This window comes from Pontibacter fetidus (assembly GCF_010119545.1).
Lineage (GTDB): Bacteria > Bacteroidota > Bacteroidia > Cytophagales > Hymenobacteraceae > Pontibacter > Pontibacter fetidus.
On the sequence record NZ_JAAEAA010000010.1, the window covers coordinates 41,906 to 64,575 of the forward strand.

Below are 22,670 nucleotides of genomic sequence, written 5' to 3' on the forward strand. Positions count from 1 at the left end.
TGCACCGCTCTTTTTTCATAGTTCAGAATTATACTTTCTTAAGGCTTTTACTGTAGTGGAGAATATTGTGTACCTGTGCCTGTTTGCGTTTATGGCAGGCTTTATTGATTCGGTAGTGGGTGGGGGAGGCCTTATTCAGTTGCCAGCCTTGCTGGTGTTTTTGCCGGGTGTGCCGTTGCCAACCGCTTTTGGTACGGGCAAGTTTGCTGGCATTGCGGGTACTACAGCCGCCATGGTAAAATATGTGCGCAGCGTTAAAATCAACTACTGGGCTATAGTTCCGGCAGCGGGCACTGCTTTTGTTTTCTCGTTTTTAGGGGCGCGTGCCCTTAGTCATATAGATGCCAACCTGCTAAAGCCGCTTATATTGGTGTTGCTTATACTTGTGGCAGTTTATACGTTCATCAAAAAAGATTTCGGGAGCCTGCATGCGCCCAAGCTAACTGACAGCAAAGAGAAGCTTTACGGTTTGCTGATTGGTGCTGCTATTGGTTTTTACGATGGGTTTTTTGGGCCTGGCACCGGTAGTTTTCTCATCTTTATCTTTATCGGGCTTTTCGGTTTTAACTTTCTGGCAGCTTCGGCGGCGGCTAAGGTAGTAAACGTGGCTACTAATTTGTCGGCACTGGGGTACTTTATTTACAAAGGCCATGTACTTTACCAGGTAGCCATCCCGATGGCGGTTTGCAGCATTATCGGCTCGCAACTTGGTACGCGCACGGCCCTTAAACGTGGGGTTGGCTTTGTGCGCGTTTTGTTCCTGATCGTGGTTACGGGCATTATCATCAAGTTTGCTTACGACACCTATGGCTCGGGCGGCTCCGATTTTAAAAAGCTAAGTGTTGCGGTGCAGGAGTTGGTTGGTTTTAAAAGCTGAAACCGGCCAGGGTAATTAACAAAGCCAATAATCAGCAATTAACGCTACCTTTGCAGTTGCTTTCTGCCGTAAGTATAGGCAGTTGCCACGTAAAAACCATTTGCATGAAGTTCGAAGATTACCGCATATCCGACGAGATCAAAAAAAGCCTGGACAAACTGGGATTCAGAAAACCTACTGATATTCAGTTTAAAGCCATTCCGCCAATTATGAGAGGCGAGGATGTGCTGGCCATTGCCCAGACCGGTACCGGTAAAACAGCCGCTTTTGCCATTCCTATCTTAGATCATTTGCAGTTCAGTAAAAACCGCAAACGCGAAGATGGTATAAAATGCGTGGTAATGGTGCCCACCCGCGAACTGGCCATCCAGATAACCGAAGTGTTTGAAGAGATAGGCCGTGGCACGCGTGTAAAAACATTTTGCGTGTACGGTGGCGTAGAGCAAGGACCGCAGATAGCAAAACTACAGGATGGCATTGATATACTGGTAGCCACCCCAGGCCGCTTATTCGACCTGGTAAGCCAGGGCTATATACAACTGCATCGCGTAGAAGTGCTGGTGCTGGACGAAGCCGACCACATGTTGGACCTGGGTTTTATACATGACATCCGCCAACTGATAACCAAACTGCCCCGCAACCGGCAGACGCTGTTTTTTTCGGCAACTATAGATGAGAAGATAAAAGAGCTTGCCTACTCGCTGGTAAACAAACCGGTTCGTATACAGATATCGCCTAAAGACCGTGTTTCTAAAAACGTAGACCATTCGGTAATGTACGTGGAGATGGATGACAAGCGCTTTTTCCTGGAGCGGATCGTGAACCAGAACCCGGATAAAAAGATACTGGTGTTTGTGCGTACCAAGGTGCGGGCCGAGCGCGTGTTGGCAGCCATGGAGCGCGTAGGCATAGAGGCCCTGAGCATACACGGCGGCAAAGAGCAGAAAGACCGCCTCGATGTGATGAAGAAATTCAAGAAAGGCGATGTAAAACTACTGATTGCAACTGATGTAAGTGCGCGCGGCATCGACATCCCGAACGTAGATTATGTTATTAACTACGATTTACCGGAACAACCTGAGAATTATGTGCACCGCGTGGGCCGTACAGGGCGTGGCACAGCCAAAGGTATAGCCGTAAGTTTCTGTGCTCCCGAAGAAAAACCTATACTTGACGAGATACAGCAATACCTGACCAAAGAGATCAAAACCATCGAAGTTGAAGCCGAAGACTACGAGGCAACTATAGATTTTAGCGCCGCTGCCAAATACGATTGGAAAGCTTTGATGAAAGAAGCAGAGCAGGACGAGAAAGAAATAAAAGCCGCTAAAAGCAAGAAAGCCCGCGCCAAAGCCAAGAAAAAGAAATAGCACCATTGAATGTTTCAGCCGCTGTTTGGATTCTGTATCTGAACAGCGGCTTTTTTGTGCCTGCTAAAGTATAAAACAGGCGGTTTTTTAGTACAATTTATAGTGGTATTATTTCCTGATATATATTGCACAACCTTGCATATAACTCGTATAACATAGTATAAACGAATGTATAAATGTGCAATAGTTTGTTGCACTCTAAAAGAAAGGAGTACGTGATGAGACGAAGTAGATTGATGCCCCTTTCAGGATTATTTTTTAATACCGGGGACAGGCAGGAAAAGACAGTGGAAGAAAGCTTTACCCACAGCAGGCATTATGCCGATACCATAAACGAAGGCATGATGGAAGATGAAAGGATAGAACATAAGCACGAGGAAGAGCAGCACAAGTCAGTGCAAAACAAGACGCACCAAAATCCGGAACTAAGATCTAACCACGGGCCTGGTCCGAAACCTGAGCAAAACTGCTTATAAACCGAGGAGTAAAACACTGTTGATTGCCAAAACCTACAAAAGCAGAAAAGCCTTGTCCTGACGCTGGTTCTGCTAACCAAAAGCCACCCTGTTACCAAGCCGAGTGGTTTTGGTTTTTTAAATCTCTCACAAACTCCTAAAAATCAAGCCTGACCTGTACAAACCCGTTTGCAAACGTCTTGCTTTCTGTTACCTTCAAAAATTTTTCCTGGGCGCCGGTAGCAAATAAGGGTATGCCACTGCCAAGTATAACTGGTATATAGGTAAGTATAATTTCATCTATAAGGCCGGCATTCAGTAAATGGGTATTTAACTGCCCGCCACCAATCAGCCATATATCCTTTCCGGACTGTTGTTTTAACTGCTTCACAAATCCGGCTACGTTGCTATGTACAAATTGCACATGTTCTGTGTCTGGTTGCTTCGAGTGGCTAAACACATAGTTGGTCTTGTCTGCATACGGGAAAGGTGTGTCGAAACCTGTTACCACTTTATAGGTGCTGTGCCCCATCAGGGTGGTATCTATAGTTTGCAGAAACTCGCTGTATCCGTAATCTTCATTTTCGATAGCAAATTTCTCGTTTTCGAGCCAGTCTATACTTCCGTCGGGGCGGGCAATGTAGCCATCCAGGCTGGCAGCAATGTATAGTATGATCTGTCTCATAGCGTAGTTTTTATACTTCGGATTCAGGTTTTGCAGGTAGCGCGCGTACCATCACTTTATCAATGCGGCTGGCATCCATGTCCATTACTTCCAGTTCGTGGGTACGCAGTTTTATCGTGTCGCCGGTTTTAGGAATTTTAGAGAGGGTGTACAATATAAATCCGCCCAGTGTGGTGTAACGCTCGGGGTAGTCGGGTAACAGGTCGCAATTCAGTTCGCGGTTCAGGTCGCGTACCAGTATGGCCCCGCTTACCAGGTACGAGCCGTCTTCGCGCCGGAACACCTCTGGTTCGCTGGTCTCATCCACATCCGGCAGGTCACCAACTATAGCTTCCATAATATCGTGCAGGGTAATAATGCCTTCCACGGCGCCAAATTCATTTACAACTATAGCCAGGTACTGCTTCTTCCGCTGGAACATTTTCAGGGTCTGCATCGCGTACATCGATTCCGATACAAACAGCGGTTGCTTCAATACATTTCCGAGGGGCACGCCCTGCTTATCTACCTGTTCAAAATAATCTTTTACAGCCAGTATGCCCACCATATTATCAAGCGAGCCTTTGCCCACCGGGAACTTGGTATGTGCGCTTTGCATAATGCGCTGGTGCACTTCTCCGGCGGGGCTACTCAGGTCCAGCCATTCCACTTCGGTGCGGTAAGTCATCAGGCTGCGGTTGCGCTGCTCGTACAGGTAAAACAGGTTGTCGTGCAGGCGTTCCTCTTCTTTTTCCAGCACCCCCTCACGCCCTGCTACTTTTATCATGTGGCGCAGTTCTTCTTCGGTAAGGCTGGCACCGCCCTGGTTTTGCTTTATGCCCAGCAGCTTTATGGCCAGGTTGGTAGAGCCCGACAGCAGTTTTACCAGCGGATAAGTAAACTTAGTAAATACTTTAATGATGGGCGCAACCGCCAGGGCAATGCGTTCGGGGTTATTCAGGGCAATGGTTTTAGGGATGAGCTCGCCTATAACTATCGTAAAATAGGTAATCAGGCCAACTATAACGATGATTGAAATCTCTTCGGCGTAAGGCTGCAACGGCGCTATGCCTGCCACCACCGGCGTAAATTTTTCGGAGAGGGCCGCGCCGCCATAAGCACCAGCTACAATACTTATCAGGGTTATACCAACCTGCACCGACGACAGAAAATTTTCCGGCTCATCCAGTAATTTCAACACATCTTTAGCACTTCCGCTGCCTTTGGCGGCTTTCTGTTCTATCCGGCTTCGCTTAACCGATACCAGCGCGATCTCGGACAGGGCAAAAAAGCCATTAAGCAGTGTAAGTATAAGTATAATAATGATCTCCATAGTTGTTGTGGCGGTAGCAGCCTGCCTGGCTGTAGGGTGGTAGCTGTAAAATTAACGGATTGGTCTGCTTGGTCAGGTATAATCTTTAACAAGTTCATCAGCACAACCGTTATACCCGATTGCCTGGTTTATGGGGCACCAGCGGATCATGCCGGTGAGTATCGGGATTAGCCCAATTGCGGCAAGTGCCTTCGTGTTATAATAAGCTCCCAGGCCAATGATTGCCATACCTGCCAGCACGCGCAGTTTCTGTTCTTTAAGTCCGACGTTGCATTCCATAGTTATTAGTTTTAAGGTTATAGTTTATACTTACGGGTGCAGGGTGGCTTTGTCGGGTATTGGTGGTAGTAAAGTTTTAAGATCGGCTCAGGTGTGTTTTTGAATGTGAATTTTATTTGTTAATTTTTAAAAAATTTTAGTTGATAATGAGCCGCACTTATCGGTAGCAGATGCATAAAACACGGAACTATAGTATAGCAGGCTTTACAAAAAGTTTATACTTGCCGGAGGCTTTTGCCTGGGTAGCTGCACTGATTGCCCTTGCCCTGACGCAACCCGACGAAGCCCATTTATTCAGTTTTTGCCCTTTCAGTTATGTGCTGGAGTGGTGTCCGGGTTGTGGGTTAGGGCATGCGATTGCCTGGTTGGCGCGCGGAGAGCTAAAGGCCTCGTGGCAGGCACATCCGTTGGGCGTGCCGGCGGTAAGTATGCTGCTATACCGTAGCTGGCAGTTGATAAATTTGCATATAAAGCAAAAGAGGCAGTTTTACCATAATTGATCTATACTTTTCAAACTAATCTAAACCACCTATACTATGTCAAGAATACTGGAATTAATGCCCGAACTGGAGCCCGATGAACTACACTATGTGCAGGCCCTGGTAAATGATATGCCTTACGCCGAAACACAGCAGTTTGCAAATATTTATCGTTCGCGCCGCAAAAAACCGCAGGATGTGTTGCTGCTGGTAATTGTTGGTTTCTTTTTGCTGGCCGGCCTGCAGCGTTTTTACCTGGGGCAGGTAGGCATGGGCCTTTTATACTTTTTTACTGGCGGCCTCTGCTTTGTAGGTACTATCCTGGACCTGCTGAACTATAAGCGCCTGACCTACGAGTATAATGTAAAAGAAGCCCAGACCGTGAAAGCCATGTTACGCTACTAAATACGTTTTACTTAAAATAACAAAAGCGCAGCAGATCTACACCTGTTGCGCTTTTGTTTTATAGGTAGAGGTGTTTTTAAACTATAGTTTCACAAACCTCGCTTTATAAGATTGCTTTCCGTCGGTAAAATGCACCACGTATAAGCCAGCCGGGAGATGATGTATAGGTAATACTACCTGCTGCTGCGATGAAAGCTGGAATGTGCCTACACGTCGGCCCACACGGTCGTAAACTATAGCAGAGGTAGCCCCAAAAGGCAGGTCGGCTATAGTTATAGTGTTGGCACTAACCGGGTTTGGATATAACATTGGCGCCAGCTGTGGCACTTTCAAGCTGTTATTGCGGGAAAGTTGGCTTACGTTGTTCAGGATCCAGTTCTGTGGGTCTACTTCAAGATTGGTTACGTCGCCGGTTACCTTAAATACAAATTGTTGCTTAGGGGTGTTTTGTGTAACACGGTAAGTTTCGGTGCCGGCAGTTGTTTGTATACTATAGGTTACATCTGTCTTAAAAAAAGGAGTTTTGCCCGTTGTGGTCTGCGTAGCTTCCAGCACTACGTTTTCGCCCTCCTGGTTCCATTGTATTCTAAAGTCCGGGAAGCCTTCGCCTTCGTACCATTGCTTAAAAAAGTAATCCAGGTCTTTGCCGGTCGCTTCTTCAAAAACGCGCTGCATATCGGCAGTGGTAGCAGTGCGGCCCCTGTACTGCGTCTGGTAATTTCGCAGCGCTTCAAAAAAACGGGCATCGTTGGCAATCTCATACCGAAGCATGTGCACTACTGCCGCCCCTTTTTTGTAGGTGATGTTATAGTTAAAGATTCGGTTAACATTGGTTGTGTCCGGCACCCGTAAACTGCCTTGTAAAGCACGCATAGCACGGGAATGAGCATCGTTCATCCAGCCACTGGCGGCTTCAGGGTACAGGTTTTCCAGGGCCAGGTACTCGGCGTAAGAGGCGAAGCTTTCGTTCAGCCAGATATCCTGCCACGAGGCACAGGTTACATTATCGCCAAACCACTGGTGGGCAAGCTCGTGGGCTACCAGCGTAAAGTTAAAGTTGTCGAGGGTGGTCATGGTCTGGTGTTCCATACCACCGCCAATCGGGGCCATACTATGGCCATACTTCTCTTTGGCAAAGGGGTATAGCGTAAACAGCTGCGAGTATAGTTCCAGCAAAGGAGCAGTCTGGTTTATTGATGGCTTGTACAGGTTTAAAGCGCCACCTTTGTACACATAATTCACGATAGGTATGGGCTTGGCTGCGCCCGCCGGGTTTGCAAACTGCACATATTCCTCGTAATCCGAAACCGCAACTGAGATCAGGTAATAAGCGACAGGGTATTTGCTTTTCCAGTGGTAGCGTACTTTGCCGTTGGGCAGTGTTTCTGTTTTGGTAAGCAGGCCGTTGGAGCCTGCTTTGTTTTCGGGGCTGGTTGTAACCGAAACATGCACCGAATCAGCTTTATCGGTCAGTACCTGTTTGGTCGGCCACCATTCGTATGCGGCATATGGTTCGCTCAGGCTCCAGGTAACATTGTTTTTCCACTGATTTTCGATGGCCGTATTAAAGCCGTTGCCGATAGCTGCATTGTTGCTTTGCGGGGCACTGCCGCTATACTTTATCACAGCTTTTAAGGTGCCATTGGCAGCCACCGCCGAAGTTAGCGTAACGGCAACATCGCTGTTGTTTCGGGCTATACTTGTTTGCGCAATGCCGTTTATAGTTACCGACTCGATGGTGAAATTAGGATGCAGTTCAAACGCAAAAACAGTTAGCGGCTTTCCTTTTATAGTTGCATGCGTGGTTACGCTCCCCGAAATGTACACGCTGTTACATTCCAGGGCAAGGTCAAGGGCATAAAACGTAACATCATACATGTTCATTAACTGCAGGTGCTGCGGGGTAGTAACGGCCTGCCGTGCTATGCTGCTTGTTCTGCTATTGGCGCAGGTAACGTCTGCCAGTAGCTGTGCCTTTACACACGGTAACATGCCAGCCCATAACAGCAGAAGCAGGAAAGCCTTTTTCATAGAGAGTAGTAATTGAAGTATAGCAAAAGTAAAAATTACTGAACCGGTAATACGGTATAGCCTTTGCTGCGCAGCAATTCCAACAGGCCGTCTTTGCCGGTTAAGTGGCCGGCGCCAACGGCAAAAAATGTAGGCTGTATGTGTGCTTCGCGCTCCATTACTGGTATCCAGCGTTTGTTACGGCCCACTAAAAATGCCTGTTCATATACCTGGTATTCTTCGGAGTTATAATCTTCTCTGGATAGTTTATCTAAACCGGCCAGGTCTTGCTGCAGGTATAGTTGCACCATGTTGCGGTAGTTCTGGCGGGCTTCCTCCATGTTGCCTACCATGTGGGTAAGCATACTGGTTTGTACTTCAGCAGGCATCTGGTCTATGGCGCTTAGCTGCTCGCTTACTGTTTCAAGGCCAATTACTTCTTTGCCTTGTTTCTGGGCCAGTTCCATCAGGCTCTGCTCATACGACACAGCCTGGCACTCCGTCAACTGCGACAAAAGCATAGAATGCAGCATAAAAGGTTTCATACGGTCCAGTTGCTGCAGGTCTATTTCCATAGTTTTCTTAAAATGGTTGGCGAGCAGGGCATAATCTTTCTCTGAGAAGAAGCCCCGGAGTGTGCTACCCTTTGGCAACAAAGCCGCCTGTTGCAGCTCTACCATAAAGTTAGGCGCATCCATATCCACCTCCAGCGACAAACGCTCCGACTTTTCCAGTCTCGATTTCACCTTGTCGGTCAGGTTAAAGTTTTCGGGGCAGATGGCATGTATAGTACCCAATAAATAAGATGGCTGCTTCAGGCCCTTACCGCTAATTTCCCAGAGCAAGGCCTTTGGTTGCTCTGCAGGAGCCTGCGCCAGCGATGGCAAGGTTATACATAATGCCAGCAAAAGCACTAAAAACGGGCGGTTGTATAAACGTATCATAAGGGTGAAATTAGTTCTTGTGTAAAGATAATATTTAATTGGTATGTAAATATATGTCAGATGACCAATACCTTTGCTTAATTTTAAGAAAGTTTGTAGAAACCATACCTATAGTTTAGCCTGCATGGGAACTTACAAAATAAGCAGCCTTTACATTTACCCGATAAAGTCGCTGGGCGGCATAAGCCTAAAAGAGGCAACAGTGCAGGAACGCGGCCTGCAATACGACCGCCGCTGGATGCTGGTAGATGAAAAGGGCGGTTTCCTGTCGCAGCGCAAATTTGCACAGATGGCGCTATTGCAGGTACACTTGCAGCATGATGGCTTGCTGGTGGCTCATAAACATAATGTTCTCAGGCCTTTATTTATTCCGTTTGATGCCCCGCAGGAAAAAGAAATAACCGTAACTGTCTGGGACGATACCTTTACCGCAAAAGAAGTAGATGGCATAACCTCGGAGTGGTTTACAAAAGCGCTTGGAATGCCTGCCCGCCTGGTGTACATGCCCGAAAGCTCCCGACGCCACGTAGACCCGGACTATGCTTTTGCCGAAGAAGTTGTAAGTTTTGCCGATGCTTACCCGTTTCTGTTGATCGGGCAGGAAGCGCTGAATAACCTGAACGCCAAACTGGATGCACCTGTACCCATGAACCGGTTCCGGCCAAACATCGTGTTTACGGGTGGGCAGCCACACGAAGAAGATACCTGGGAGACCTTTACAATAGGAGAGGTGCAGTTCCGGGCAGCCAAACCATGTGCCCGCTGCGTGCTCACCACCGTTGACCAGCAAACAGGTATAAAAGGCGCTGAACCCTTAAAAACACTTGCCACCTACCGCACACAAAACAACAAAGTGCTTTTTGGCCAGAACCTGGTACATACCGGCAAAGGAACTATAGCTATAGGCGATGAGATAACAGTAGCAGCATGGAAAAAGTAATAGCCCAACCAGTACAAAGCAGTACAACTATAGCGCCGGAAGTAAATGTGTTTTACCGCATAACTGCACTTTGGGCCATCAGCGAATCCTTTCTGGGCGGTATATTGCATGCGCTGCACTTGCCAGGTACCGGGTTATTTGTTGGTGGCGCCTCGGTACTTTGCATTAGTCTGCTGGCTACCCATTGCCCCGACCGCCGGGCTATACTTAAAGCAACAGTGCTGGTTATTCTTATAAAAGGTATCTTAAGTCCGCACACTCCGCCGGGGGCTTACCTGGCGGTGTTTATACAAGGCGGTTTAGGGTATATATTGTTCCAGAGCAGGCGCTACTTTAAGCTGAGCTGCCTGCTGCTAGGCGTGCTTACCCAGTTACAGTCGGCGTTGCAGCGGCTGGTAGTCATGTTCTTTATCTTTGGCGCAGACCTGTATAAAGTTGCCCACGAATTTGTAAACTATATACTGCAGAAAGCCGGCGTGGCAGAAGGTAACTATGTGCTGTATGTAGTTATTGGTTACATTGGCTTGCATGCGCTGATGGGCATTTTGGTTGGCTGGCTGGCGGGACGCTTACCTCACATGCTACATAATCAGCAACAACAACTTAAGGCACATATAACGGATGCTATCATGCAAGATCCGCTAACTATAGTTACTTCAAAAAAGAAGCGCCCTTATAAACGGTATTTCTCTTTCCTGTTCATTAGTGTAGCCATACTTTTGGCTGCTGCTTTATACCTGAATGTTATAGCGTATAACACAGCCTACAGTATATTTTTCAGAGCTGTTTTGCTTACCTCCTGCTGGGTATTTGTGGCAGCCCCATTGTTGCAGGCGGTAGTTCGTAAGTGGAGTGATAAAAAGAAGAGTATTTTAGCCACCGAGCTTAGCCAAATAGTAAACCTGATGCCTTTTATACAGCAACAGGCCAGCCTTTGCTGGGCTTCTACTTCCACAATTCCTTTCTACAAACGCCTTTTCATTTTCCCGGCACGATTAGTAGCCACCCTTATTTAAGAGGTTAAATCAAATGTTTGCTAAGTTTTGTACTATTCAAAGGCGATGGTATATGGTAAAATATATAGATTCTATATATTTAATTTAGTATGAAACTATAGTTCCCGATTGCAAAGGCATAGCATGAATAAGATGCGCAATTTAGTAAGATGTTTAAACTTTAAAGTGAACGTATAGCCTGTATGGGTAAATGGTTGTTATTATAGTTATATTTAATATGTGAAAATGTATAGTAAAATTTTATTTACTAGAAATCAGGTATAAAGTATTTTAAATGATAGAACCTGTACTTATATTTGGACACAAACAAATCTATAACTATTTATTTAACACACTCTAGTATGAAGAAGAGTTTACTACTCAGTTTCATTTTTGTGTTTGCGCTTGTGGTGCAAGTGCTGGCACAAAACAGAACAGTGACGGGTAAGGTAACCGACCAGGATTCTGGTCAGGGTCTGCCAGGCGTTTCTGTTATTGTAAAGGGCACAACTACCGGTACGGCCACTGGTATGGACGGCTCTTTCTCCCTCAACGTTCCTGCGAATGCAACAACCCTTATGTTTAGATACATTGGTTATGCAAACCAGGAAGTAGCAATCGGTAACAACAGCAACATTAATGTTGTACTTGCTCCGGATGCTAAAATGCTTTCTGAAGTTGTTGTACAGGTGCCTTACGGTACAGTTGCAAAAACAGCCTTTACAGGTGCTGAGTCTACAATCTCTACCAAAGCTATCGAAAGACAGCAGGTTACTTCTGTTACCAAGGTGCTTGAAGGTCTTGTTGCTGGTATCCAGACTACTAACGGTGGTGGCGGTCCTGGTTCAAGCGCAAGCGTTCGTATCCGTGGTATTGGTTCAATCAACGCAAGCAGCTCTCCATTATATGTAGTGGATGGTATTCCTTTCGATGGTACGCTTTCTTCTATATCCACAGATGATATCGCTTCGGTAACTGTACTGAAAGATGCTGCTGCTGCTGCGCTTTACGGTTCACGTGCTGCTAACGGTGTGATTATGATCACAACTAAAAAAGGTAGAAAAGGCAAAGCTGGTATTGCTGTTAACCTGAGAAAAGGTGTTTCTGAGCGTGCTATCCCTGAATATGAGCGTGTAAACTCACAGGAATATTATGAGCTGAACTGGGAGGCAATGAGAAACAACCGTCTTGCTGCCAAAAACCCTGCAACTGGTGTACTTTATACTCCGGCTGAAGCTGCGGCTTACGCATCTGCAAACATTGCTACTAAAAACGGACTTGTTTACAACCCATTCAATGTAGCTGGTACAGATATCATCGATCCTGCTACAGGTAAACTGAACCCGAATGCACGTTTATTATACCAGGATAACTGGGCTGATGCTTTATTCCAGCAGGCTAGCAGAACGGACTTAAACGTTAACATTTCTGGCGCAGCTGATAAAAGCGATTACTACCTGTCTGTTGGTTATATTGACGAAGAAGGTATCGCTAAATTCTCTGGCTACGACCGCGTAAATGCCCGTGCAAGCATAAACATGCAGGCAACTGACTGGTTAAAGACTGGTATAAATATGACTGGTAACCTTTCTGAAAACCAGGGTAACTTTGCTACAGGTTCTGCTACTTCTAACCCATTCTACTATTCTCGCTACATGGGTCCTATTTACCCGATCTGGCAGCGTGATGGCGAAGGTAAATTCGTAACCGACCCTATCCGTGGTGGTAACGCACTTGACTGGGGTGGCGGTACTAACGCTCCAATGGGTGTCAGACCATATGCGCCAAACTCAAACCTTTTAGGTACACTTGCTCTTGATGAAAGATCAATGAGAAGAAGCGAAGCTACTGCAAATACATATGCTGAAGCTAAGTTCTTAAAAGACTTTACTTTCAAAACTACGTTTGGTGGTAACTACTACAACGGTTATGCTACTACATTCCAAAACTCAGAGTTTGGTGATGCAGCCGGTGATAAAGGTAGATCAACTAAATCTGATACAAGAGTGCTTTCTTATACCTTTAACCAGGTGTTATCTTGGAACAAGAAATTTGGTGAGCATAGCTTAAGCGTTTTAGCTGGTCACGAAAACTATGCATGGGAATCAAGAAGCGTTTCAGCTACTAAAACAGGTTTCCCTTTCCCAGGTACTACAGAATTAGCTACAGCTCCAACAATCACAGCTGCTAGCTCAGATTTCTCTCAGCACAGAATTGAGGGTTACTTCTCTCAGTTAAACTATAGCCTGAAAGATAAGTATATGGCGTCTGCCAGCTTCAGAAGAGATGGTACATCTCGTTTCTTCCAGGATGCACGTTGGGGTAACTTCTACTCTGTTGGTGCAGGCTGGAGAATCTCTGAAGAAGAATTCATGAGCGCTGACTGGATCGATGAGTTGAAACTTAGAGGTAGCTATGGTGAGCAAGGTAACGAAGCTACATCAAGCGTTTACCAGTGGCAGCAGCTTTACGGCTTAGGCTGGAACAACGGTGTAAATGCAGGTGCTATCGTAACAAATCTTGAAGCGAAAGATTTGCAGTGGGAAACTAACGCAAACTTCAACGTTGGTGCTGACTTCAAATTCTTCAACAAAGTTGATGGTACTATTGAATACTTCCAGAGAACTTCTGATAACCTGTTATTCAACGTTCAGCTTCCGTTCTCATCTGCAGGTGATTTGAAGCAGTGGGCTAACGTTGGTACAATGACTAACAAAGGCTGGGAACTACAGTTAGGTTACAATGCTATCTCAACCGGCGATTTCGACTGGAGAATTGATGTAAACGCTACAACGTTCAAAAACGAGATCACTAAGATGCCAGGTGGTAAGCCAATCATCAATGGTTCTAAGAGATTAGCTGAAGGTCATGATATCTACGAATTCTGGGCTCCTGAATATTATGGTGTAGATCCAAACAATGGTGATGCATTATACCGCACAAACCACGAGTTCTATGATGCTACGCTGCCAAGCCAGTATCAGATTATAAATGGCGATACAGTAACAAACAGAATTGCTAACGCGCATAAGTCTTACCATGGCTCAGCAATTCCTGATTTCACTGGTGGTATCTCTAACTCATTCAGATATAAAGGTTTTGACCTTGCTATCTTAACTACATTCCAGGTTGGTGGTAAGTTCTACGACTCTAACTACCAGGCTTTGATGCACAGAGGTGCTTATGGTACTGCTATGCACAAAGACGCCCTGAACAGATGGCAGAAACCAGGTGACATCACCGATGTGCCAAGATTGCAAAATGCAATTACACTGCAGGATGGTTACTCTACAAGATGGTTATTTGATGCTTCTTACCTGAACATTAAAAACATCAACTTAGGTTACACTTTACCACAGAATGCTGTCAGCAAAATTGGTCTTAGCAATGTAAGAGCATTCGGCTCTATAGATAACGCCATGATTTTTACTAAAAACGAAGGTATGGACCCTCAGCGCGACTTCAACGGTACAGCTGATTATACATACCCGGTAATGCGTACTTATACAGTAGGTCTTAACGCTAACTTTTAATTAAGAGATCTAAATTTTATGAGAAATATATTTAAAAAAGCTCTCCCATTAGCACTGTCTGTGCTGATGCTTACGGGTTGCGAAAAGGAGTATTTAGATACAACTCCGTACTCTGATGCACCGGAAGAATTAGTATTCGGTACAACAGATGGCGCAACTGTAGCTCTGAATGGTATATTCAGATTTATGTGGGCAAGTGAAGACCATGATAAATTTGGTCAGAAAGCAATGGACATAACTATGGATTACATGGGTAACGATATGTTTACTCCTGTAAGAGGTTATGGCTGGTTTGTAGCTGACTATAACTTGTCATCTATCACTACTACTACAGATGCATCACGTTCAGGCTATACCTGGAGACATTACTATAGAATTATCTTTAATGCTAACAAAATTATAGCTAATATAGATGATGCTACTGGTCCTCAGGCAGATAAGGAGTACCTGAAAGGTAACGCGCTGGCTCTAAGAGCTTATGCTTATTACTACTTGATCAACCTGTATCAGCACACTTACAAAGGTCATGAGAATGCACCAGGTGTGCCACTTTATACTGAGCCAGTTCATGCAGTTGGTAAAGGTAGAGGTACAGTAAAAGAAGTTTACGATCAGATCATAGCTGACTTGAAGCAGGCTGAAACGTTACTGGAAGGCAAAGCCAAAAAAGTTACTCCATCACATATCGATTCTAAAGTAGTAAAAGGATTGTATGCAAGAGTAGCGTTACAGATGGAAGATTATGCAACAGCAGCTGTTAAAGCGAACGAAGCTCGTGCAGGTCGTGCTCCAATGAGTGCAACACTTTACAACAACGGTTTCGGTATCGCTAACGCTGAGTGGATCTGGGGTCTTCAAATCCCGAACGACCAGGCAACTATCTATGCGTCTTTCTTCTCGCACATGGATAACACAGTAGGTGGTTATGCAGGTTTAGGTAGCACAAAACTGATCACAAAAGAACTTTATGATCAAATTCCTGCTACAGACATCCGTAAAGGCCTGTTCAAGAATCCAATTCCAAACCCAAAGCCAACTGACTGGCAGAACTATACAGCTTTCAAATTCCGCAAGCCAGATGCAAAAACCTGGACTGGTGACTACGTGATGATGAGAGCTTCTGAAATGTACCTGATCGAAGCTGAAGCATTGGCGAGATTAAACAGAGGTGCTGAAGCTATACCAGTACTGGAAGCTTTAGTTAAAGCAAGAAACTCTGCCTACGTACTTCCTGTAGCTGCAGCAACAGATAACCAGGCGCTTATAAATGAGATCCTTCTACAGAGAAGAATCGAACTTTGGGGTGAAGGTTTCTCTTTGCTTGATATGAAACGCCTAAACAAAGGCCTTAACAGAATTGCAGGCGATCCGGTTAACGGTGAGCATGCAGCAGGTTTAGCAGTAGTACTGCAGCGTTCAATCACTGATCCTCAGTACCTGTTCAGAATTCCTCAGACAGAGATCGACGCGAACGACGAGTTAACTGAATCTGATCAGAACCCTTAATCAGTAATTACATTAAAAAGCCGCACCGGGAAACCAGTGCGGCTTTTTTGTTTTAGTCAACTCATGAATAACATATTTCTTTATATTTAAGAAACCTAAAAATGAAAATGAACAGAAAGATAAAACCAGCACTACTTGCAGCCGGTTGCTTTACCTTAGGCGCATTTGCCATGAAGGTGGCTGAAGATAAAATAACCGTACCTATGCTACAGCAGGCACAGCAGTTGATGGGCTTACATTTTACCAATGCTCAGCTAGACTCCGCTACAACAGAACTGGAAGATTTTAAAGCCGGTTATGAACGGATTCGTAAGGTAGCATTACCAAATGAGGTAGCACCGGCAATTACTTTTAATCCTATACCTGTAGGGTTTGAATGGCCTAAAGAGAAAGAGAAGTTTAAAGTTGATCTGCCCAAAAAAGTAAAGCTGCCGGCTAACAAAGAAGAGCTGGCCTACTATAGCATTCCGCAACTAGCAGCCCTGATCAAATCAAAACAAATAAGCTCCGAAGAGTTAACTACTTTTTACCTGAACAGGCTGAAACAATATGGCCCAACACTAGAGTGTGTAACAACGCTTACCGAAGAACTGGCACTACAGCAGGCGCGGCAGGCAGATAAAGAAATTAAAGCGGGTAAGTATAAAGGCATGCTGCACGGTATACCATTCGGGGTGAAAGACTTGCTGGCAACCAAAAACTATAAAACTACCTGGGGCGCAGAACCATATAAAGACCAGCAACTGAACCTAAATGCGACAGTAGTAGAAAGACTGCAAAATGCAGGTGGTGTACTGGTTGCAAAACTTACACTAGGCGCGTTGGCTATGGGTGATGTTTGGTATGGTGGTAAAACAAAGTCACCGTGGGATTTGAGCAAAGGTTCCAGTGGTTCATCTGCAGGTTCAGCCTCGGCCGTAGCTGCCGGCTTGCTGCCTTATGCTATCGGTACCGAAACATTAGGTTCTATCGTTTCGCCGTCTACGGCATGTGGTACAACCGGGCTAAGACCAACCTTTGGGCGGGTAAGCCGTCATGGCGCCATGGCCTTAAGCTGGTCTATGGATAAGATTGGTCCGATAACTCGTTCTGCAGAGGATGCAGCTATCGTTTTTAACGCTATTTACGGCCCGGATGGTAAAGACCTGTCGGTGTATGATGCTCCGTTCAACTATAGCTCCAAAATAGATGCTAAAAAGCTGCGGGTAGGCTATCTTAAAAAGGACTTCGAGGGCAAGTATGGCTTTAAAGAAAATGACCAGCAAGCACTGGAAGATCTGAAAAAAGCAGGTATAGAACTGGTGCCAATCGAATTGCCTGACCTACCAGCAAATGACCTGGTGATGACTATTTCGGTGGAAGGGGCAGCTGCTTTTGATGAACTGACCAGAAGTGGCAAAGACAGTATGCTGAAACAGCAGCATAAGGGAGCATGGCCGAATATATTCAGAGCAGGAAGGTTTATACCTGCAGTAGAGTATATTCAGGCACAGCGTGTTCGTACTTTGTTGGTACAGCAGATGCAGGAGAAACTAAAGGATATAGATGTATATATCAGCCCATCGTTTGGCAGCAGCAACTTAGTAGTTACAAATCTTACAGGGCACCCTTGTGTAGTGGTACCAACCGGCTTCCAGAAAAATGGTATGCCGACAACTATAACCTTTATGGGTAAATTGTTCGGAGAAGCAGAAGCGCTGGCCTTAGCTAAACTATACCAGGACCTGACACCGTACGAAGAGAAGCATCCGACAGCTTTTCTGTCAAAAAAGTAAACTATAGTTTTTCATAGTAATGTCCCGGTTTGCAAGGTTATACTTGAGAAATCGGGACATTTCTGTTAATTTGATGCACACAATCATCCTACCAAACTATAACCCTATGTTTTTAAAGAGCAAAGCTATAGCAGTAGCGCTTTTCGGTATACTGGCCACAGGTACATTGCAGGCACAAACAAAAAGTACCGGACTGACCATAGAAAAGATAATGCGCGACCCGAAATGGATTGGTATAGCGCCAAGCAACATTTTCTGGTCTGAAGATAGCAAGAAAGTATACTTTAACTGGAACCCGGAGGGCAACCGGAAAGACTCGCTTTATGCTGTAAGCGCCAATGGCAAAACCATACAGAAAGTATCTTCAGCCGAGCGCCGCGCTTTACCTTCTCCGTTCGGGACCTATAACCAGGCTGAAACACGCAAGGTGTATGAAAAGAATGGCGACATCTTTTTACTGGATGTAAAGACCGGAAAAACAACCCGCATTACTAATACCGTGGAGCGCGAAAGCAGCCCTGCTTTTACTTTTGATGAGCGTGAAGTAACCTTCCTGAAAGACAATAACCTATATGCCTGGAGCATTGCAAACGGACAACTGGCACAACTTACCGATTTCAGGAAAGGGCGTAAACCAGCCGATGCAACTGAAAAAGATCCGCAGCGCGTATGGTTGCGCAGCCAGCAACTTGGCCTGTTAAATATTGTAAAAGAGCGCGAAGCAGATAATGCAGCATTAAAAAAACAGCAAAAAGCTGATGCCCCTTCCCGTCCGTTGGATATTTATGTAGATGACAAACAGGTAAGCAGCATTATACTTAGCCCGGACGAGCGTTTCATTACCTATAGTTTGATCTCTCGTCCGAAAAATGCCAAGGTAGCTATAGTTCCGGATTTTGTTACTTCTTCAGGATACACCGAAGACATCAGTACCCGCACTAAAGTTGGCGATGAACAAAGTACCTATGAGTTCTTTGTATATGATACCCAACGTGACTCTACATATGCAGTAACTATGAAAGAGGTGGAAGGTATATTTGATGTGCCTGCTTACCAATTAGAGCAAAACAAAAAAGCAAGTATAGCTAAGGACGCTGCAGACGCTAAAACCAAAAAGCCCGAAATGCGTGCCACTACGCTGTATGGCCCGTTCTGGTCTGATAACGGGAAACATGCGGTTGTGGTAGCCCGCTCTGCCGATAATAAAGACCGTTGGATACTTTCGCTGGACCCTGCTACAGGCAAACTGAACTTACTGGACCGTCAGCACGACGATGCCTGGATAAACGGCCCGGGTATTAGTTATGGTGCCGGGGATATTGGTTGGTTGCCAGATAACGAATCGGTTTGGTTTCAGTCTGAAGAAAGTGGCTACTCGCACTTGTATGCTGTCAATGTAAAAACCGGTAAAAAGAGAGCGCTGACTAGCGGCAAGTTTGAAGTATCGGATGCGAAATTATCAGACGATAAAAAGCACTTTTATTTTACTGCTAATAAAGTACACCCCGGCGAAAAACATTTCTACAAAATGCCTGTAAACGGTGGCGACATGGTGCAGCTTACTATCATGCCGGGTGCTTACGAAGTAGAACTGTCGCCGGATGAGAAGATGCTGGCCTTCCGTTACTCTTATAGCAACAAGCCATGGGAACTGTATGTGATGGAGAACAAAAAGGGTGCGAAGCCAAAGCAGGTTACCAACTCCCTGACCGATGAATTTAAAGCTTACAACTGGCGCGAACCTGAAGTAATCTCATTTAAAGCGAAAGATGGCGAGGATGTGTATGCCCGTTTATATCAGCCTAAAAATGCAGCTACCAACAGACCGGCTGTGATATTCGTGCATGGCGCAGGTTACTTACAAAATGCGCATAAATGGTGGAGTAGTTACTTCAGAGAGTACATGTTCCATAACTTTTTAGTAGACCAGGGCTATACCGTGCTGGATATAGACTATAGAGGAAGTGCCGGTTATGGCCGTGATGTACGTACCGGTATTTACCAGTTTATGGGGGGCAAAGACCTGAGCGACCATGTAGATGGCGCTAAACTATTGGTAGAAAAGTATAATGTTGATCCTAAAAAGATCGGTATTTATGGTGGCTCTTACGGGGGCTTTATAACCTTGATGGCGATGTTTACCCAACCGGATGTATTTGCTGCCGGTGCTGCGCTACGTTCTGTAACTGACTGGGCACACTATAACCATGGCTATACTTCCAACATCCTGAATACGCCGCAGACAGATAGCCTGGCGTATGCCAAAAGCTCACCTATCTATTACGCCGAGGGGCTGAAAGGTGCCTTGCTGATCTGCCATGGTATGGTGGATGCCAACGTACACTTCCAGGATGTGGTGCGCCTGACACAACGCCTGATAGAGCTGGGTAAAGATAACTGGGAACTGGCTGTTTACCCGGTAGAGGACCATGGCTTTACAGAACCTGCCAGCTGGACAGACGAGTATAAGCGTATCTACAAGCTCTTTGAAGAGAACCTGAAAAAGAAGTAAACAGCTATAGTATAAAATACAAAAGCACGGTAGCCTGAGTTACCGTGCTTTTGTATTTTATAGTTTACAGCTATAGTTAGAACGTATAGCTAAGGTTTGCGCCTTGTGCTGCTAAGCCATTAAAAGTAGGTAACACAGCCGGTGAAAGTGCAACGCCGCTATAGTTGTTCTTCTTATGCAACTGCGGAACAAGTATACCAGATAATGCACCAACTGTATAGCCGATCAGGTTATCACTCAGGAAGTGCTTTCCAGCTTTTAGGCGCAGGTAACCGACTGTAGCAGGTACAGCCGCAGCGGCTGCCCACACATAAGGTCTGGCTGGTGAGTCCGGGTTGAAATCATGGAATACCTTGGCAGCAAAGAACGTAGCTGAAGCGGTAGCTGCTGTGTGTCCTGCAAAAAACGAGTTTTGTGCGTTTGCTTCTGTTCTGTCGCTTATGTCTACTTCATCACTATACACCATAGGGCGTGCACGAGTGGTATTTCCGTTTGCCAGTGTAAATAGTGTACCGGTCACGGCCATCGTTTCTACATACAATACCAGTACCTGGCCGGCTTTGCTTCTTACATTTTGGTTCAGCATCATGGCCAGTGGCATTGCAAACGAACCGTAAAACGGGTAATCGCTTGCCTTTTTTGCTTTATCAGAGTGGTAGCCTGCGCTAAACCTGTCAAACGCATTTACATCTGATTTATCCATAGTGCTAACCTCAAACGGTGTAAAGCCATCTTTATCCTGTATCAGCGATAAACCATAAGCACTTAGCCCCATACCGGCAAGTATAACCGGGCCATCTACTGCAAGTTTGGTTTTATAAGGCGAGTCATTATCCTGCGCCGATACGGGGCCGGTAATGATTGTGAATATTATCAATAATGATAGAATCGGTTTCATACGTGTATTCTTAGTTTTCTGTCTTCAATGAATGCTTTTGAAACGCGGGCTTAGGTAAAAAGTTTTGTACTATACTTGGATTGCGATATAGCACTATAGGTGAATGCTAACTTTTTATAAATTTATATATCTATATAGTGCTGCTTCCCGTATCAGAACCGGACTGCGCCCGTAGCCTTTTTGCAGAGCCAAGGTATAAATCCTGATTTTTTTAAGTATGCCGGAATTGTCTTAGCTTTGTAGCCACAGGCCCATAAGAGCCATAGTTTTCAATTGTCATATAAAATTTAAGCAATGCCATATTTATTCACTTCTGAGTCAGTGTCAGAAGGACACCCTGATAAAGTAGCGGATCAGATATCCGACGCCCTTCTTGATGAATTCTTAAAGCAGGACCCGCAGTCTAAAGTTGCCTGCGAAACCCTTGTTACAACCGGCCTTGTGGTACTGAGCGGCGAGGTTAAGTCTGAAGCCTATGTGGATGTACAGAAAGTAGCCCGCGACGTGATCAAGCGTATCGGTTATACCAAGTCTGAATACATGTTTGATGCCGATGCCTGCGGTGTGATCTCAGCTATACATGAGCAGTCTGCGGATATAAACCAGGGTGTAGAGCGTGCTAACCCGGAAGATCAGGGAGCAGGTGACCAGGGTATGATGTTTGGGTATGCTACCAACGAAACCGACAACTACATGCCATTGGCGCTAAGCATTTCGCACCTGTTACTGGAAGAGCTTGCAGCCATCCGTAAAGAAGGTAAAGAAATGACATACCTGCGCCCGGATGCAAAATCGCAGGTTACGATTCGTTACAGCGACAACCACGTGCCAGAGAAAATTGACACGATCGTTATCTCTACACAGCACGACGAGTTTATACTTCCGGAAAGCAACACCCCTGAAGCCAAGGACAAAGCGGAGCAGGAAATGGTAGCCAAGATCAGTGAAGATGTAGCAGCTATACTTATCCCGCGTGTGCTGAAGCAGCTGCCGGAACGTATCCAGAACCTGTTTAACAAAGACATTACTTATCACATTAACCCAACGGGAAAATTCGTGATCGGTGGTCCGCATGGCGATACTGGTTTGACTGGCCGTAAAATTATAGTTGATACCTACGGTGGTAAAGGTGCACACGGTGGTGGCGCTTTTTCTGGTAAGGACTCTTCTAAAGTAGACCGTTCGGCAGCGTATGCAGCCCGCCACATTGCTAAAAACCTGGTAGCTGCCGGTGTAGCAGATCAGGCACTGGTGCAGGTAGCGTATGCTATTGGTGTTGCCAAACCGGTTGGTTTATATGTTACAACCTATGGCTCTACGAAAGTAAAGGATGCGAACGGTAACATTATGAGCGATGGCGAGATTGCAGAGAAAGTGAACAAACTGTTTGATATGCGTCCTTATGCTATCGTACAGCGCTTTGGTTTACAGAACCCGATCTTCTCTGAAACAGCAGCTTACGGCCACATGGGCCGCACGCCAGGCAAAAAGAAAGTAGAGTTCTCGGTTAACGGCCACAAAGAAAGCAAAGAGTTTGAGACCTTTACCTGGGAGAAACTTGATTATGTGGACAAGATCAAACAAGAGTTCGGTCTATAGTCTGAACTATAGTTATAAAACAGAAAGGCCCGCTAACTATAGCGGGCCTTTCTGTTTTATAGTTTGTCTCACTTCAGGAGACATTCATAATTCGTT

Annotated in this window: 18 protein-coding genes; 12 read left to right on the forward strand and 6 right to left on the reverse strand. The window is 45.5% G+C overall.

The genetic code is table 11. The annotated features are described in order from the left end of the window. Positions 1 to 55 precede the first annotated feature (55 nt). From GWO68_RS09135 to GWO68_RS09145, 3 genes are all read left to right on the forward strand, one after another. Positions 56 to 877 (forward strand): sulfite exporter TauE/SafE family protein, encoded by an 822-nt coding sequence (locus tag GWO68_RS09135; RefSeq protein ID WP_317164505.1) that lies wholly within the window; start codon positions 56 to 58, stop codon positions 875 to 877. Between the two features lie 104 nt (positions 878 to 981). Beyond that, positions 982 to 2,247: a DEAD/DEAH box helicase gene (locus GWO68_RS09140; protein WP_162346138.1), complete on the forward strand. Its 1,266-nt coding sequence runs from the start codon at positions 982 to 984 to the stop codon at positions 2,245 to 2,247. A gap of 218 nt (positions 2,248 to 2,465) precedes the next feature. Next, complete coding sequence (locus GWO68_RS09145; RefSeq protein WP_162346139.1) at positions 2,466 to 2,723, forward strand: hypothetical protein; 258 nt, start codon at positions 2,466 to 2,468, stop codon at positions 2,721 to 2,723. Positions 2,724 to 2,859: 136 nt separating this feature from the next. Here the strand turns inward: GWO68_RS09145 and GWO68_RS09150 are convergent, their stop codons facing one another. From GWO68_RS09150 to GWO68_RS09160, 3 genes are all read right to left on the reverse strand, one after another. After that, entirely contained in the window at positions 2,860 to 3,387 is a 528-nt protein-coding gene (locus tag GWO68_RS09150; RefSeq protein ID WP_162346140.1) for a dihydrofolate reductase family protein, read from the reverse strand. A gap of 10 nt (positions 3,388 to 3,397) precedes the next feature. Next, a complete protein-coding gene (locus GWO68_RS09155; RefSeq protein WP_162346141.1) occupies positions 3,398 to 4,699 on the reverse strand; it encodes a hemolysin family protein in 1,302 nt (433 codons plus the stop codon). Between the two features lie 72 nt (positions 4,700 to 4,771). Beyond that, complete coding sequence (locus GWO68_RS09160; RefSeq protein ID WP_162346142.1) at positions 4,772 to 4,978, reverse strand: YgaP family membrane protein; 207 nt, start codon at positions 4,976 to 4,978, stop codon at positions 4,772 to 4,774. Positions 4,979 to 5,148: 170 nt separating this feature from the next. Between GWO68_RS09160 and GWO68_RS09165 the strand changes: the two genes are divergently transcribed. After that, on the forward strand, positions 5,149 to 5,478 hold the full coding sequence (locus GWO68_RS09165) for a DUF2752 domain-containing protein (RefSeq protein ID WP_162346143.1): 330 nt from the start codon (positions 5,149 to 5,151) through the stop codon (positions 5,476 to 5,478). A 36-nt stretch (positions 5,479 to 5,514) separates the two neighbouring features. Then, positions 5,515 to 5,862 carry a TM2 domain-containing protein gene (locus tag GWO68_RS09170; RefSeq protein ID WP_162346144.1) on the forward strand — a complete coding sequence of 116 codons (348 nt, stop codon included), beginning with the start codon at positions 5,515 to 5,517 and terminating at the stop codon, positions 5,860 to 5,862. 81 nt (positions 5,863 to 5,943) lie between these two features. On the opposite strand, the gene GWO68_RS09175 is transcribed toward GWO68_RS09170, so the two are convergent. Together GWO68_RS09175 and GWO68_RS09180 are read right to left on the reverse strand one after the other, a co-directional pair. Beyond that, positions 5,944 to 7,893 (reverse strand): M1 family aminopeptidase, encoded by a 1,950-nt coding sequence (locus GWO68_RS09175; protein ID WP_162346145.1) that lies wholly within the window; start codon positions 7,891 to 7,893, stop codon positions 5,944 to 5,946. Positions 7,894 to 7,928: 35 nt separating this feature from the next. Continuing rightward, the gene (locus GWO68_RS09180; RefSeq protein ID WP_162346146.1) at positions 7,929 to 8,816 is read right to left on the reverse strand and encodes a TraB/GumN family protein; all 888 of its coding nucleotides are present in this window, start codon (positions 8,814 to 8,816) and stop codon (positions 7,929 to 7,931) included. A 124-nt stretch (positions 8,817 to 8,940) separates the two neighbouring features. Here GWO68_RS09180 and GWO68_RS09185 point away from each other — a divergent pair, with 124 nt between their 5' ends. The 6 genes from GWO68_RS09185 (at position 8,941) to GWO68_RS09210 (ending at position 20,077) form a co-directional block, all read left to right on the forward strand. Next, the gene (locus tag GWO68_RS09185; RefSeq protein ID WP_162346147.1) at positions 8,941 to 9,756 is read left to right on the forward strand and encodes an MOSC domain-containing protein; all 816 of its coding nucleotides are present in this window, start codon (positions 8,941 to 8,943) and stop codon (positions 9,754 to 9,756) included. Next, on the forward strand, positions 9,744 to 10,772 hold the full coding sequence (locus tag GWO68_RS09190; protein WP_162346148.1) for a hypothetical protein: 1,029 nt from the start codon (positions 9,744 to 9,746) through the stop codon (positions 10,770 to 10,772). Before GWO68_RS09185 ends, GWO68_RS09190 begins: the two co-directional genes overlap by 13 nt. A 341-nt stretch (positions 10,773 to 11,113) precedes the next feature. Further along, positions 11,114 to 14,284: a SusC/RagA family TonB-linked outer membrane protein gene (locus GWO68_RS09195; RefSeq protein WP_162346149.1), complete on the forward strand. Its 3,171-nt coding sequence runs from the start codon at positions 11,114 to 11,116 to the stop codon at positions 14,282 to 14,284. Positions 14,285 to 14,302: 18 nt separating this feature from the next. Further along, the gene (locus GWO68_RS09200) at positions 14,303 to 15,790 is read left to right on the forward strand and encodes a RagB/SusD family nutrient uptake outer membrane protein (protein WP_162346150.1); all 1,488 of its coding nucleotides are present in this window, start codon (positions 14,303 to 14,305) and stop codon (positions 15,788 to 15,790) included. A 107-nt stretch (positions 15,791 to 15,897) separates the two neighbouring features. Then, positions 15,898 to 17,565, forward strand: a complete 1,668-nt coding sequence (locus tag GWO68_RS09205) for an amidase (protein ID WP_162346243.1) — start codon at positions 15,898 to 15,900, stop codon at positions 17,563 to 17,565. Between the two features lie 106 nt (positions 17,566 to 17,671). Further along, positions 17,672 to 20,077, forward strand: a complete 2,406-nt coding sequence (locus GWO68_RS09210; RefSeq protein ID WP_162346151.1) for a prolyl oligopeptidase family serine peptidase — start codon at positions 17,672 to 17,674, stop codon at positions 20,075 to 20,077. Positions 20,078 to 20,153: 76 nt separating this feature from the next. Here GWO68_RS09210 and GWO68_RS09215 read toward each other — a convergent pair whose 3' ends face one another. Beyond that, positions 20,154 to 20,975 (reverse strand): phosphatase PAP2 family protein, encoded by an 822-nt coding sequence (locus tag GWO68_RS09215; protein ID WP_162346152.1) that lies wholly within the window; start codon positions 20,973 to 20,975, stop codon positions 20,154 to 20,156. A 294-nt stretch (positions 20,976 to 21,269) separates the two neighbouring features. Between GWO68_RS09215 and metK the strand changes: the two genes are divergently transcribed. Further along, positions 21,270 to 22,574 (forward strand): methionine adenosyltransferase, encoded by a 1,305-nt coding sequence (metK, locus tag GWO68_RS09220; RefSeq protein WP_162346153.1) that lies wholly within the window; start codon positions 21,270 to 21,272, stop codon positions 22,572 to 22,574. Positions 22,575 to 22,670: the final 96 nt, after the last annotated feature.